This window comes from Aliiroseovarius salicola, from assembly GCF_027891095.1.
Taxonomy (GTDB): Bacteria; Pseudomonadota; Alphaproteobacteria; order Rhodobacterales; family Rhodobacteraceae; genus Aliiroseovarius; species Aliiroseovarius salicola.
On record NZ_JAQIIO010000006.1, the window covers coordinates 105,177 to 118,316 of the forward strand.

14 protein-coding genes and 1 pseudogene are annotated in these 13,140 nt (G+C 53.5%); 6 read left to right on the forward strand and 9 right to left on the reverse strand.

What is annotated here, in order from left to right; translation table 11 throughout:
• Window positions 1–3 precede the first annotated feature (3 nt).
• From O2N63_RS12175 to O2N63_RS12200, 6 genes are all read left to right on the forward strand, one after another.
• Window positions 4–822 (forward strand): DMT family transporter, encoded by an 819-nt coding sequence (locus tag O2N63_RS12175; RefSeq protein WP_408629816.1) that lies wholly within the window; start codon window positions 4–6, stop codon window positions 820–822.
• A 205-nt stretch (window positions 823–1,027) separates the two neighbouring features.
• On the forward strand, window positions 1,028–2,107 hold the full coding sequence (locus O2N63_RS12180; RefSeq protein WP_271054551.1) for an outer membrane protein transport protein: 1,080 nt from the start codon (window positions 1,028–1,030) through the stop codon (window positions 2,105–2,107).
• 151 nt (window positions 2,108–2,258) lie between these two features.
• A complete protein-coding gene (locus O2N63_RS12185) occupies window positions 2,259–3,119 on the forward strand; it encodes an ATPase (RefSeq protein ID WP_271054552.1) in 861 nt (286 codons plus the stop codon).
• Window positions 3,120–3,206: 87 nt separating this feature from the next.
• Entirely contained in the window at window positions 3,207–4,145 is a 939-nt protein-coding gene (gene metA, locus O2N63_RS12190) for a homoserine O-acetyltransferase MetA (RefSeq protein WP_271054553.1), read from the forward strand.
• Window positions 4,146–4,215: 70 nt separating this feature from the next.
• Window positions 4,216–5,112 carry a polyphosphate kinase 2 gene (gene ppk2 / locus O2N63_RS12195; RefSeq protein WP_271054554.1) on the forward strand — a complete coding sequence of 299 codons (897 nt, stop codon included), beginning with the start codon at window positions 4,216–4,218 and terminating at the stop codon, window positions 5,110–5,112.
• Complete coding sequence (locus O2N63_RS12200; RefSeq protein WP_271054555.1) at window positions 5,105–5,722, forward strand: TetR/AcrR family transcriptional regulator; 618 nt, start codon at window positions 5,105–5,107, stop codon at window positions 5,720–5,722. Before ppk2 ends, O2N63_RS12200 begins: the two co-directional genes overlap by 8 nt.
• An 88-nt stretch (window positions 5,723–5,810) precedes the next feature.
• Here the strand turns inward: O2N63_RS12200 and O2N63_RS12205 are convergent, their stop codons facing one another.
• The 9 genes and pseudogenes from O2N63_RS12205 to O2N63_RS12245 all read right to left on the reverse strand — a co-directional run bounded on the left by O2N63_RS12205 (window position 5,811) and on the right by O2N63_RS12245 (window position 13,104).
• Complete coding sequence (locus O2N63_RS12205) at window positions 5,811–7,031, reverse strand: cysteine desulfurase (RefSeq protein ID WP_271054556.1); 1,221 nt, start codon at window positions 7,029–7,031, stop codon at window positions 5,811–5,813.
• A gap of 2 nt (window positions 7,032–7,033) precedes the next feature.
• A complete protein-coding gene (locus O2N63_RS12210) occupies window positions 7,034–7,627 on the reverse strand; it encodes a Yip1 family protein (RefSeq protein ID WP_271054557.1) in 594 nt (197 codons plus the stop codon).
• A complete protein-coding gene (locus tag O2N63_RS12215; RefSeq protein ID WP_271054558.1) occupies window positions 7,624–8,109 on the reverse strand; it encodes a YIP1 family protein in 486 nt (161 codons plus the stop codon). Before O2N63_RS12215 ends, O2N63_RS12210 begins: the two co-directional genes overlap by 4 nt.
• A 31-nt stretch (window positions 8,110–8,140) precedes the next feature.
• Window positions 8,141–9,430 (reverse strand): SufB/SufD family protein, encoded by a 1,290-nt coding sequence (locus O2N63_RS12220; protein WP_271054559.1) that lies wholly within the window; start codon window positions 9,428–9,430, stop codon window positions 8,141–8,143.
• Window positions 9,427–10,185: a Fe-S cluster assembly ATPase SufC gene (gene sufC / locus O2N63_RS12225; protein WP_271054560.1), complete on the reverse strand. Its 759-nt coding sequence runs from the start codon at window positions 10,183–10,185 to the stop codon at window positions 9,427–9,429. The genes O2N63_RS12220 and sufC overlap by 4 nt, the downstream gene beginning before the upstream one ends.
• Window positions 10,186–10,195: 10 nt before the next feature.
• Window positions 10,196–10,285, reverse strand: a pseudogene (locus O2N63_RS12230) (heavy metal-binding domain-containing protein); the annotation flags it as partial.
• Window positions 10,286–10,299: 14 nt separating this feature from the next.
• Window positions 10,300–10,494 carry a hypothetical protein gene (locus O2N63_RS12235; RefSeq protein WP_271054561.1) on the reverse strand — a complete coding sequence of 65 codons (195 nt, stop codon included), beginning with the start codon at window positions 10,492–10,494 and terminating at the stop codon, window positions 10,300–10,302.
• A 24-nt stretch (window positions 10,495–10,518) separates the two neighbouring features.
• Window positions 10,519–12,042: a Fe-S cluster assembly protein SufB gene (gene sufB / locus O2N63_RS12240; protein WP_271054562.1), complete on the reverse strand. Its 1,524-nt coding sequence runs from the start codon at window positions 12,040–12,042 to the stop codon at window positions 10,519–10,521.
• Window positions 12,043–12,060: 18 nt separating this feature from the next.
• A complete protein-coding gene (locus tag O2N63_RS12245; RefSeq protein ID WP_271054563.1) occupies window positions 12,061–13,104 on the reverse strand; it encodes a cysteine desulfurase family protein in 1,044 nt (347 codons plus the stop codon).
• Window positions 13,105–13,140 lie beyond the last annotated feature (36 nt).

Consider the following 13,140-nt stretch of genomic DNA (forward strand, 5'->3'; position numbering starts at 1 on the left):
TGGATGAGCGGTTCGATCCTGTCTTTCACAGCAATGGCGATAGCGGGACGCGCCGTTAGTTCAGAACATGATACGTTCGAAACCATGCTGTTTCGATCGATTGTCGGTTTCGGCATTGTATTTTTCTATGCCCTGTCTACGGGGCACTTGCGTGATATTGGCCTGCACCGCCTCGGATATCACGCCCTGCGAAACCTTGCCCATTTCACGGGGCAAAACCTATGGTTCTACGCGCTGGCGGTGATCCCGATGGCCCAAGTGTTCGCGCTAGAATTCACCTCACCTCTCTGGGTGATCGTTCTCGCGCCGTTTCTGCTCGGAGAAAAAATATCGCGGCAAAGATTGATTGCGGCCTCAATTGGGTTTCTTGGAATACTGTTGATAGCGCGACCGGAAACAGGGGGAGTGTCGGCAGGGATGATTGCTGGTGCGACGGCAGCAATCGCATTTGCACTGACCGCGATCATGACACGTAAACTGACGCAGGACACTACGACGCTTACTATCCTGTTTTGGCTGACCGGCATGCAACTTTTATTTGGGTTGATCAGCGCAGGATGGGATTTTGATATTTCGCTGCCCGAGATCGCCAATATTCCTTGGTTTGTGTTGATCGGTTGTACAGGTTTGCTCGCCCATCTTTGCCTGACCAATGCCTTGTCACTTGCGCCCGCAAGCAAGGTGATCCCTATCGATTTCACCAGATTGCCGCTGATCGCACTCATTGGAGCTGTGTTTTACAATGAACCAATTACTGCAGGATTGATCTTTGGTGCAGCGTTAATTTTCGCTGGAAATATCCTCAATTTGAGGGGAAATTAGACTGCTTTACGCTTCGTAAATCGGGGCGATTTTGCAAGTAAAACAGCTAAAATGGGTGCAGTGTTGCAACTTACCCGAGGTAATAATTGACCTTGTACTTGTCACCCTCCTAGGGTTTTGCAATGACAAAATCAAAGATGGGCTTTTTCTCGCTTATGGGTAATTCCAGCCGTGAGAAAGTAGTAGCAGTTCTCAGGGAGGAAATATGAAGGGAATTTCGCTTACGGCCGCAACAGTTGCATTGACTGCAACAACTGCGATGGCCGGTGGTATCGATCGCTCGGGTCAGGACATCTCGATCCTGTTTGAAGACGGGAATCACGTGAAAATGGGATTTGCTTCGGTAAATCCTGATGTGCCAGGTGCAGGTGGGGCGTTTGCTACCCAATCTGCCATTAGCTTCAATTCGCTTTCATTTGCGGTTAAGAAGCAGTTCACTGAAAAGCTGGGCTTTGCCTTGATCGTGGACGAACCATATGGTGCAGACATTCGGTATGTTGATGGGCCGCTTGCCGCTTTGGGAGCACCTCTTCCGGGACTGGATATCAATGGGCGCGCGCTGGTTGGCAGCAAAGCTGTTACCGCACTCGGCCGTTATGAGTTTGGAAATGGGTTCAGCCTGCACGGTGGCGCCCGTATGCAGAAGGTTGACGGCCAAATTCTGGCTGGAGCCGGTCTTCTCGATGCGAGCAGCAAGTGGGATGTCGGTTACACCGGTGGTGCTGCCTATGAAATTCCAGATATCGCTCTTCGCGTTGCTCTGACCTACAATTCGGCGATCACGCATGATCTTACCGGCACCCACTCCAATCAACCTTATGGGCTGACCGCCGCAGATCCGGCTACGGGCAGCGTTCGCATTCCCGAAAGCATCAATCTGGACTTCCAAACCGGCATTGCAGCAAATACGCTTTTGTTCGGTAAAATTCGCCACGTGAAGTGGGAAGGTACCACTTTGACCTCGACCAAAGGTGGTGCCGACACTGATTGGGTGGAGTTCACAGAAGATTCCACCACGTTCGAACTGGGTCTTGGACGTAAGTTGAACGACAACTGGTCGGTCGCTGCGACCATCGGGTATGAAAAAGGTTCTGATACCGGTACGACTTTCCTTGCTCCTACAGGCACCAGCACGTCGTTCGGACTTGGTGCAAGCTATACTCAGGATGCCTACAAAATTTCTGCTGGGCTGAAATACATCAATTTCGACCAGAAAACTGTGAATGGTGTTCCGTTTGAAGGCGACGCACTTGCTGGCGGGATGTCAATTGACTTTATGTTCTGATCTCGTCTGACCAATGTCTGGAAAGCCCCGCTCTTTTGCGGGGCTTTTTTTTGTGGTTTAGATACGACGCTATTGAAGCAGAACATCAACAGATGATTTGACCCAAGCAGATATCCCCCTTACGAAAGTCAAAAAGGTAAGGATGACAGGCATGCTCTACAAGACGGCACAGGATTGGCATTCCGCCCCGAATAAACGGGTGCTGTTTTTTGGCATGTCCGGGCTTGGAAAAACCTATCTGTCCAATATGTTGCGTGATCAAGGTGATTGGTTTCACTATTCGATCGATTACCGGATCGGCACGCGTTATATGGGCGAGTTCATCACGGACAACTTCAAGGCAGAGGCCATGAAAGTGCCTTTCCTGCGAGAGCTCCTGTTGTCTGACAGCATTCGGATCTCATCAAAGATCACATTCGATAATCTCAGCCCGGTAGCAACCTATCTTGGAAAACCGGGAAACCACGCGATGGGCGGCCTTCCCTACGGTGAGTATTGTCGTCGCCAGGAACAATTTAAGCAGTCCGAGATATCAGCCCTTCTGGATACCGAACGTTTCATCGACCGAGCCAAACGGATCTATGGCTATCCGCATTTCATATGTGACACCGGAGGGTCGATTTGCGAATGGATTAACCCCGCGCTTGGTCTGGAAGATCCTATTTTGGGTGCTCTGCACCACGATTCCCTGCTGGTTTGGCTGCGTGGGGATGAACGTCATACACAAAAGCTGGTCCGCCGGTTTGATCGCGCTCCGAAACCGATGGCTTACCAACCGGAATTTCTGGCGCAGGCATGGGCAGATTATTTGTCTGAATTCAATAAGAAAGAGGGTGATGTTGATCCAGATGACTTCATCCGTTGGACCTATGCCCAAGCGTTGGCCCACCGTCAGCCGCTATATGAAAAGATGGCGCGATTTGGCGTTACACTTTGTGCTGATGAGGTATCACAGATCAAATCCCCCGAGGATTTTGATCGAATGATCGGCGCCGCGATCGACGCGGCATAAACAACAAAGCTGGCGCCAGGGTTGCCTCTTGACCCTAACGCGAACTTTCCCATCTTAATGCCTTGATATAGAAACCAGGAGCAAGACATGCCCATCAAGATCCCTGCCACCCTTCCGGCCTTCGACGTGCTGAACGATGAGGGTGTGATGGTCATGTCCGACGATCAGGCGGCCAAACAGGATATCAGGCCGATGCGGATTGCACTGCTCAATTTGATGCCGAAGAAAATCGAGACGGAAACTCAGTTCGCCCGATTGATTGGCGCGCATCCCCTGCAGATCGAACTCACGCTGCTGCGCCCGTCCGAACATATTTCGAAAAACACATCCGAGGCCCACATCGGCGCGTTTTATCAGCCTTGGGAAGAAGTTCGGGACCAGAAATTTGACGGGTTGATCATCACCGGGGCACCGATTGAACACCTGCCCTTTGAGGATGTGACCTATTGGAACGAGATCAGTCAGATCTTCGATTGGACCCAAACCAATGTGCATTCGACCTTTGGTGTGTGCTGGGGGGGCATGGCGATGATTTATCATTTCCATGGCGTTAAGAAACACATTCTCGACGCCAAGGCTTTTGGCTGTTTCCCGCAAAAGAATTTGGCGCCGGCGTCACCGTATCTGCGCGGCTTTTCAGACAGTTGCGTAGTTCCTGTTAGCCGTTGGACAGAGATGAAACAGGATGAGGTAGATTCGGCCAGCGGATTGAAAACCCTGCTTGGTTCAGATGAGACCGGTCCCTGTCTGATCGAGGATAAGGAGCACCGGGCGCTCTATATCTTTAACCACTTCGAATATGATGATCTGACCCTCAAGGGAGAATACGACCGAGATATCGCCAAAGGCGCACCGATCAATGTTCCGATGAATTACTATCCAGATGATGATCCCACGCGGATGCCTGAAAACAGGTGGCGCAGTCACGCCCACCTTCTCTACGCAAACTGGATCTCGGAAATGTATCTGACTACCCCGTTCGACATGTCCGAGATTGGGCAAGCCGTGAAGGACCGCCGCGCATAAACCAACTGTTAATCGCATTTACATGGGGGCGCCCTGCCCCCATAATGGCGTGAAATCAGGAGGTTGCCTTATGTCCCCATCGCCAAGCGCTTTGCCCTTTGATGGTGCCATTTCCAAGTTTTTTGCCGAGGCCACTCCTGAGGATGTACGGACGGCAATCAATGGGAACGGGAAGAAAGACATTCTTGAAACCGATTATCCATACGAAGCGCGGATGGACCGCAAGGAATACGAAGCGGAACTTGAGGCGCTGCAAATGGAGCTCGTCAAGCTTCAGGCAGATGTCAAAGAAACCGGGAAACGCGTTGTGGTGGTCTTCGAAGGTCGCGACGCAGCGGGCAAAGGCGGTACAATCAAACGGTTTCGCGAAAACCTGAACCCCCGTGTGGCCAAAACCGTGGCGTTGTCCAAACCCAGTGAACGGGAACAGGGTGAATGGTATTTCCAGCGCTATATCAAACATTTACCAACAGCAGGTGAAATCACTTTGTTTGACCGCAGTTGGTATAACCGTGGAGTCGTCGAAAAAGTATTCGACTTTTGCACCGATCCCCAACGCGATGCGTTTTTCCGTCAACTGCCTGAATTTGAAGACATGATTGCCGACGAAGGTATTCACTTTGTGAAACTCTGGCTCAATGTTGGGCGCGCCGAGCAGCTGCGCCGTTTCCTGGCCCGTGAAAAAGATCCGTTGAAGCAATGGAAGCTGAGTTGGATTGACGTAGAAGGTCTTAATCGTTGGGACGCCTATACCTCAGCGATCGACGAAACCTTCAAAAAAACCCATCGTGATTTGACACCCTGGACCGTTATCCGGTCTGACGACAAACGGCGTGCACGATTGTCTGCCTTGAGATCGGTGTTGCAAGGCATTGAATATGCCGGAAAAGATAAAAATGTCGCTTGCGCACCCGATGCCAAGATCTGCGGAGGTCCCGAGATCTGGACCGGGAGCAACAATGCCTAAACGCGGCTATCATCACGGCAATTTACGTCAAGCTTTGGTCGAAGCTGCGCTGTCTCTGATCGAAGAGAAAGGTCCAACCGGCTTTACACTGTCCGAGGCGGCGAAGCAGGCAGGTGTCACCCCGGCCGCCGTCTATCGACATTTCAAAGGGCGTGAGGATCTGATCGCCGAGGCCGCCCGTCAGGGCTATGAAATCTTTGCGGATCTGATGGAATTTGCCTACGCCAAAGGGCAGCCGTCCGCCTTGGCCAGTTTTGAGGCCACAGGCCGGGCTTATCTGGCCTTCGCCCGAAAATACCCCGGCCACTATATCTCGATGTTTGAAAGCGGTGTTTCTGTGAACCGTTCACCCGAACTTGCAATGGTGGCCAATCGCGCCATGGGGGTGTTGGAGCAGGCCGCTAGTACTTTGGCGGAAAATATCCCACCGGAAAAGCGCCCTCCCGCGAAAATGGTCAGCGCGCATATCTGGGCAATGAGCCACGGTGTGGTCGAATTGTTCGGACGTGGCAGCCCGGGCCAGAAAAGCCCCTTTCCTCCGGAAGATCTGCTTGAATCCGGAATTGGCGTCTACCTTCGCGGCCTTGGTCTGATCAAGCCAGACAGCTGACCGCGTATCTTTTCTCGCTGACAGCGTTTTTCTTCTTCTGGCCAGAAGTATCCCGGGGGTCTGGGGGCGGCGCCCCCAGCTTGCCGTCTTACGCCAACAGCTTGTGGCACAGCTCCAGCCCGTCGATCAGTGTGTCCACCTCGTCGCGCGTATTATAAAGCCCAAAGGACGCACGTGCTGTGGCAGCCACACCCAGATGTTCCATCAGTGGCTTGGCGCAATGGTGGCCTGCGCGGATGGCAATTCCTTTTTTGTCGAGGATGGTCGACATGTCATGGGCATGGGCAGCCCCGTCCATGGTCAGCGAGAAGATTGCAGCCTTGCCAGGCGCGCTGCCCTGCACATTTACCCAGTTCAGCCCAGACAGGCGTTCCTGCGCGTACGCCGCCAGATCTGCCTCATGGGCGGCGACATTCTCCATGCCCAGCTCCATCAGGTATTCCAGTGCTGCCCCCAGGCCGATGGTCTGCACAATCCCCGGCGTGCCAGCCTCAAACTTCAGAGGCATCCCGGCGTATGTCACAGTTTCCTTGCTCACCTCGTCGATCATATCGCCACCGCCCATGAAAGGCTGCATTTCGGCAGCACGTTCGCGGTGGACGTAGATCGCGCCTGAGGCTGATGGCCCATAGAGCTTGTGTCCGGTGATCACATAGAAATCACAACCAATGTCCTGAACGTCCACCGGCATATGCACCGCGCCTTGCGATCCATCGACAAGGACAGGAACGCCCTTATTGCGGGCGCCTTCGCAGATCGCCTTTACATCCACCACGGTGCCAAGAACGTTGGAACACTGGGTGATGGCAATCAGTCGGGTTTTGTCTGTGATCGTATCGAGTACTTTCTGCGGATCCAGGGAACCGTCGAGTTCGGGATCCACCCATTTCAACACCACCCCAAGACGCTCGCGCAGGAAATGCCAGGGCACGATATTGGCGTGATGCTCCATGGTCGAAAGGATGATCTCATCGCCGGCCTGCATACGTGGTGCAGCCCATGAATAAGAGACCATGTTGATCCCCTCGGTAGTTCCAGAATTGAAGATGATTTCATCTTCATGTTTGGCATTCAAAAACTTCTGCACAATCGCACGCACGGCTTCGTAACGTTCGGTGGACAGGTTTGACAAATAGTGCAAGCCGCGGTGAACGTTGGAATATTCCTCGGCATAGCCGCGCGTGATGGCATCGATCACGACCTGAGGCTTTTGCGCCGATGCCCCATTGTCCAGATAGGTCAGAGGTTTTCCATTCACCTCGCGGGAGAGGATCGGAAAGTCATTTCGGATCTTGTTGATATCATACATGATCATACTCCGATCTGCGGTGGCTGCACGCCCATGAGGGCCAATAGGAACGACAAGGCCAGTATTGCCAATACCAAAGTTGTGGTGATCGCGGCAAAGACCAGACCGGCAGATTTGAACCCATGGCATTCAGCAATAAAATGGCTGAGAATCCAGAAGAAGAGCACAGAGCTCATTACCATGAGAATGCCGGCCAGAGTCGGGGCAAACAGCGACAGGACCAAGGAGGCCACCTGAAGTGTCAGAAGGACAAATTCAAGCCAGATTGCCACGGTAATGGCATCATCGATACTGCCCTGCCCGCCTGCCAGCCGCCCCAACAGATAGATCAGAAATATTCCGATTATCACAAACAGGGCTTCGAATACGCCAAGTGCGATCGGGCTGGCCAGTACCGGGCCAAACTGTTCGGCGCGGACCGGATAGATTACATGGGTGATCACACCGAGAATTGTCGCCGCAACAAGCAACAGCCACAGGGTCAGCCAACGGGCATTTCGGCTTACAGGAAGGTCAAACAATTCCCGAGCGACCTTGCGCGGTTCGGGGATTGTTTGCACAATCATGCCAAAGAGATAACCGGGTTCTAACTTCATGCGCGTGGCCACTCAGCTTGGCGAAAATTAATGGTCCAGAAGGTCACAAACGCGAGCAGTGCCAGCATTCCGGTGATTTGCATCTGGACCCCCTGGCCAATGAAACCTGCCACCAAACCCCAAAGAAGCCAGAGAGGCGTGGCGCAGAGCAATGACCAGAAAAGGGCAAACCTCGCGGAAAAGGAAGAACCGCTCCCGCCAAGCAGACGCGCTATGAAATGGCTGACCGACCCAAGTGCGTAAAGCACCAAAGGCATGATAAATACCCAAGCCAAAAGAACTGATCCAAGGAGCATGTTGAGCTCTTGACCAGTTTCATGTGCGATCCGAGCCTGCACGGGCATCTGCGAAATGAACACCAGAACGCAGGCAGACATCAGCACCGCGATGGCCCGATCTTCCCGCACTTCGGTGCCCAAACGGCGCTTGAACACCTCACGCGGGGCGCGATAGCTTCTCAGCACATCCTGCATGACCGACATCGTCCGGCCCTTTCCTGCTCAGATCACCAGATCAGCTACGGTGCCGTTCCAGCCAAGCTTCCAGCTTTGAAACGATATCTTCGACAATCGCTTCATTTTCGATTTCATCAATCGCGTCCGCAAGGAAAGCCAAGACAAGCAGGTCTGTTGCGATCTTCTCGGGCACTCCGCGTGAACGCAGATAAAACATCGCCTCTTCATCGATCGCCCCTGAGGTCGATCCGTGGGAACAGGCCACATCATCGGCATAGATCTCAAGCTCGGGTTTGGCAAGGAACTGACTGTCATCATCCAGAAGAAGCGATTGCGATTTTTGATAGCCATCGGTCTTTTGGGCATCGGGTTTCACCAGGATCTTGCCTTGGAATACCCCGGTGGCACCGTTTTTCAGCACCTTCTTGAACACCTGACGGCTTTCGCAATTCACAGCGTCATGGGTGATGAACACCGTGTCGTCGTGATGGAAAACACCGTCATTGCCATCGCCGAGCGCGGCACCTGCAATATGGGCGATTGCGTCGTCGCCGAGAATTTCGATCACGCATTCGTTGCGGGTGAGCTTTCCGTTGACCGACATGGTAAAGCTTTTGAACATGCTTTCGGTCTGAAGACGCGCATACATATGGGTCGCCAATTGGCGCTCATGGTCACGCCCTTGCGCGCGCACATGATGGAATTCGGCTTTGCTGGCCACGTCCACTTCAGTCACCATCGACAAACGCGATGCGGCGGTGCCGTTTTCCAGAAGCGTCAGTTTTGACCCTTCTTCAAGCTTGATGACATTGTGTAGAACCGCATCCGAACTATCTGATTTGTGTTGATAAATCAGGCTGACGGGACGCTCTACGCGACCGGTTACCCTGATCACAACACCATCATTGGCCATTGCTGAATTGTGGGCCGCGAGCGGACGGGGAACAGGGTTATGACCGCTTGCTTCAAGCACGCCGTAGACCTGACTGGCCCAGTGAATGTCTTTTGCAGCTGCCTCCGACAGGCGTTCGATCTCAAACTTCTCGCCTGCAAGATCATCGGATGCGGCAGCGTCAAAGACACCGTCTACGAATACGATCTTCAACCGGTCAATTGCGTCAAAAACCGGAGCTTCGCCCTCATAGTCGAACACAGCCGCATGGGCCGCTGTATCTGCAAGCAACGCCTCTGGACGGGTCCATTTCCAATATTCATCACGACGCTTGGGAAGACCCATTTTCGTAAGACGTGCGGCAGCCTCTTCACGGGCTTTTGCGGCCCACGCCCCGGATGCCGGTCGATTTTCGACCGAGATCAAGCCGCTTTCCTGTTTTACAGCCACGCTCATGCGTCCAGCTCCGCAAGGATATCGGCATAGCCGTTGTTTTCGACTTCAAGCGCCAGTTCTGGTCCACCTGATTTCACGATGCGACCACGCGCCATGATATGCACCACATCCGGTTTGATGTGATCGAGCAGACGCTGATAGTGGGTGATCACAAGGAATGCACGTCCTTCGTCACGCAGTGCGTTTACGCCTTCGGACACCAATTTCATCGCGTCCACATCGAGCCCCGAGTCGGTCTCGTCGAGAATGCACATTTTTGGCTCGAGCATCGCCATCTGAAGGATTTCGTTACGCTTTTTTTCGCCGCCCGAGAAGCCCACGTTCACAGGACGTTTCAGCATATCGGCGTCGATTTTCAGATCCTTGGCTTTGGCTCGGATGAACTTCAGAAATTCCGCAGCCGACATTTCCTCTTCTCCGCGTGCCTTACGCTGTGCGTTTACTGCGGTGCGCAGGAAGGTCATATTGCCAACTCCCGGGATCTCTACCGGGTATTGGAACGCCAGGAAAAGCCCCGCGGCCGCGCGTTCTTCAGGTTCGAGCTCCAAGAGATCTTCATCCTCAAGCATCGCCTCGCCGCCGGTCACTTCGTAACCATCGCGCCCCGACAGTACATATGACAAGGTCGATTTACCCGACCCGTTCGGGCCCATGATCGCATGCACTTTCCCGGCGGGTACTTCCAGGTCCACACCTTTGAGGATCTGCTTGTCCTCTTCTTCAAGTTTAACTTGCAAGTTTTTGATTTTCAGCATCTTTACGTCCTTACGAAACAGTGACAGCCGTGCCCGAGGCCGACACCATCAGCATGTTGTTGATCACTTCATAGTCGAGGTCCACGCCTCTGACCGTGTTTTTACACCAGGGCATCAGTGCCACCGGCTCATCAGTTTGAGCGCACCGCGCCCGGCAGCCCAGCCAAGGAAGATCCCCAACGGGATCCATATCATCGGATTCATCAGCGCCTTGGGATTGAGGTTTATGACGACAACCGCAATCAGCCCGCCGATTGCCGGGAAAGCAAAGGGGATAGCACTTTCAATTCCGTCACGCAGATTGCTCATTGTCACACCTCATATATGGCAGGATCAGCCCACCGAGCCTTCCAGAGAAATCGCTACAAGCTGTTGCGCTTCCATGGCAAATTCCATCGGCAGGGCTTGAAGAACTTCCTTGGCGAACCCGTTCACAATCAGCGCCACGGCCTCTTCCTCGTCCATACCGCGTTGACGGCAATAGAACATTTGTTCCTCATCTACCTTAGAAGTGGTTGCCTCATGCTCGACACGTGACGAGTTGTTCTTGACCTCAATGTAAGGCACCGTATGTGCCCCGCACTGATCCCCGATCAGAAGGCTGTCACATTGTGTGTAGTTGCGCGAGTTCTTCGCTTTCGGGTGCATCGACACCAGACCACGATAGGTGTTCTGTGCCTTGCCCGCCGAGATGCCCTTGGACACGATGCGCGATTTGCTGTCACGGCCAAGGTGAACCATCTTCGTACCGGTATCGGCCTGCTGATAGTTGTTGGTGATCGCAATCGAATAGAACTCGCCCTGGCTTTCGGCCCCACGCAGGATGCAGGACGGATATTTCCAGGTCACGGCGGAACCGGTTTCCACCTGGGTCCACATCACTTTTGACCGATCACCACGGCAATCGGCGCGTTTGGTCACGAAGTTATAGATACCGCCCTTGCCCTCTTCATCACCGGGGAACCAGTTCTGAACGGTCGAGTATTTTACTTCGGCGTCTTCTTCGATAATGATTTCCACCACTGCGGCGTGCAGCTGTGCGGTGTCGCGTTGCGGCGCGGTGCAGCCTTCGAGGTAGCTTACGTACGAGCCTTTGTCGGCGATGATCAGCGTGCGTTCAAATTGGCCGGTGTTTTCCGCGTTGATGCGGAAATAGGTCGACAATTCCATCGGGCAGCGGGTGTTCGGTGGGATGTAGACAAAGGACCCGTCCGAGAACACCGCCGAGTTCAGCGTTGCATAGTAGTTGTCGGTGACGGGCACCACGGTTCCGAGGTACTTCTTAACCAGTTCGGGATGTTCGCGGATCGCTTCTGAGATCGAGCAGAAAATCACGCCGGCTTTCTTCAGTTCAGCTTGGAAGGTCGTGCCAACCGAGACGGAGTCAAACACCGCATCCACAGCCACTTTGCGGCCCTCGGCGGGCATATCCTCGGCCCCCTCAACACCAGCCAGGATCATCTGTTCTTTCAGAGGAATGCCAAGTTTTTGATAGGTTTCCAGCAGCTTGGGATCAACGTCCTCCAGCGATTTGGGTTTTTCTTCCATCGATTTCGGACGGGCATAGTAATACTGATCCTGAAAATCGATTTCCGGGTAGTTCAACAGAGCCCAGCTGGGTTCATCCATTTTTTCCCAACGCTGAAACGCGGCAAGGCGCCATTCGGTCATCCATTCCGGTTCGTCGTTCTTGTCAGAAATCAGGCGCACGATATCGGGGTTTACGCCCTTCGGAGCGTATTCCATCTCAATCTCGGTTTCCCAACCGTATTTGTATTTTCCGGCAAGCGATTTCACCGCCTCAACGGTTTCTTCCTCTACGCCATCCTTGACGTTCAGTTCATCCAAACCGGCCATCTCACCCTTTCAATCCGCTCACCCGTTGCGGGCGCGAAATTTTCCATATTCCCGACCCCAGGCATTGGCAAACGCCAGGATCTCTTCCTCACTCGTTTCGGGGCCAAGCGACACGCGTATTGCGCACCCCGCAAGCCCCTCTTCATAGCCCATCGCCTTCAACACAGCGCTGGATTTAACCTTCCCCGAGGAACAGGCAGAGCCTGCCGAAATGGCAAAGCCTGCCAGATCCATCACCATCACCTGCGTCTCACCTTTCCAGCCCGGAGTGATGAAACAGGAGGTGTTAGGAAGCCTGTTCGCGTCTTTCCCGACAAAAATAGTATCTTTTGCCGATTCCGCAATGGTATTTTCTAGAATCTTTCTAAGTTCTGCGACACGCTCGCAAACGCCGGATTCAATATCTTTCTGCGCAGCTCTAGCGGCCGCAGCAAATCCCGCAATGCCGATAATGTTCTCGGTTCCGGAACGGCGGCCCATCTCTTGACCACCCCCTTTGATCTGAGCCGCCACATCAGTGCCACGCTTGACGATCAATGCGCCAATTCCTTTGGGGCCACCCAGTTTATGAGCAGAAACGATTGCCATATCTGCCCCGCACCAGTTGAACGCAAATGGAATTTTTCCGAAGGCCTGTGTCGCATCGGTTAGCCGCAGACCGTCCGGCAGGGTCTGGATAATCCCGGTTTCTGAATTTGCCAGTTGCAGTGCAGAATGCGACGGGTCAGGAACGGTCACCTTGCCATTTGCATCAACCACCAGATCCTCAGCGCACCATGATCTTACGGCATCATGTTCCACGCCCGAACAGTGTATCCCCCGCCCGTTCAAAGCCAGAGCCGCAGCCTCGGTAGCAGACGAGGTGAAAATAATGTCGGCCCCTTCCGCCCCCAAACAGGACGCCAGATCCTTGCGGGCGCGTTCCATTAACCCTTTTGTAGCGCGCCCTTCAGCGTGAACGGAAGACGGATTTCCCACAAGACCCATCGCACGGATCATTGCCTCACGTGCTTCAGGGCGCAGAGGAGTCGTCGCGTTCCAATCCAAGTATGCACGTTTCATGACGTTCTCTTTCATAGAGGTCTTTAATGTCCGTCT

What these genes read in the sequence shown, in the direction of transcription:
- O2N63_RS12200 (WP_271054555.1), top strand. Translation starts at nt 5,105, where the DNA reads ATGCCTAAACGCGGCTATCATCACGGCAATTTACGTCAAGCTTTGGTC.
- O2N63_RS12185 (WP_271054552.1), top strand. Translation starts at nt 2,259, where the DNA reads ATGCTCTACAAGACGGCACAGGATTGGCATTCCGCCCCGAATAAACGG.
- O2N63_RS12210 (WP_271054557.1), bottom strand. Translation starts at nt 7,627, where the DNA reads ATGAAGTTAGAACCCGGTTATCTCTTTGGCATGATTGTGCAAACAATC.
- O2N63_RS12235 (WP_271054561.1), bottom strand. Translation starts at nt 10,494, where the DNA reads ATGAGCAATCTGCGTGACGGAATTGAAAGTGCTATCCCCTTTGCTTTC.
- O2N63_RS12245 (WP_271054563.1), bottom strand. Translation starts at nt 13,104, where the DNA reads ATGAAACGTGCATACTTGGATTGGAACGCGACGACTCCTCTGCGCCCT.
- O2N63_RS12175 (WP_408629816.1), top strand. Translation starts at nt 4, where the DNA reads ATGAGCGGTTCGATCCTGTCTTTCACAGCAATGGCGATAGCGGGACGC.
- O2N63_RS12215 (WP_271054558.1), bottom strand. Translation starts at nt 8,109, where the DNA reads ATGTCGGTCATGCAGGATGTGCTGAGAAGCTATCGCGCCCCGCGTGAG.
- ppk2 (WP_271054554.1), top strand. Translation starts at nt 4,216, where the DNA reads ATGTCCCCATCGCCAAGCGCTTTGCCCTTTGATGGTGCCATTTCCAAG.
- sufC (WP_271054560.1), bottom strand. Translation starts at nt 10,185, where the DNA reads ATGCTGAAAATCAAAAACTTGCAAGTTAAACTTGAAGAAGAGGACAAG.
- sufB (WP_271054562.1), bottom strand. Translation starts at nt 12,042, where the DNA reads ATGGCCGGTTTGGATGAACTGAACGTCAAGGATGGCGTAGAGGAAGAA.
- metA (WP_271054553.1), top strand. Translation starts at nt 3,207, where the DNA reads ATGCCCATCAAGATCCCTGCCACCCTTCCGGCCTTCGACGTGCTGAAC.
- O2N63_RS12205 (WP_271054556.1), bottom strand. Translation starts at nt 7,031, where the DNA reads ATGTATGATATCAACAAGATCCGAAATGACTTTCCGATCCTCTCCCGC.
- O2N63_RS12220 (WP_271054559.1), bottom strand. Translation starts at nt 9,430, where the DNA reads ATGAGCGTGGCTGTAAAACAGGAAAGCGGCTTGATCTCGGTCGAAAAT.
- O2N63_RS12180 (WP_271054551.1), top strand. Translation starts at nt 1,028, where the DNA reads ATGAAGGGAATTTCGCTTACGGCCGCAACAGTTGCATTGACTGCAACA.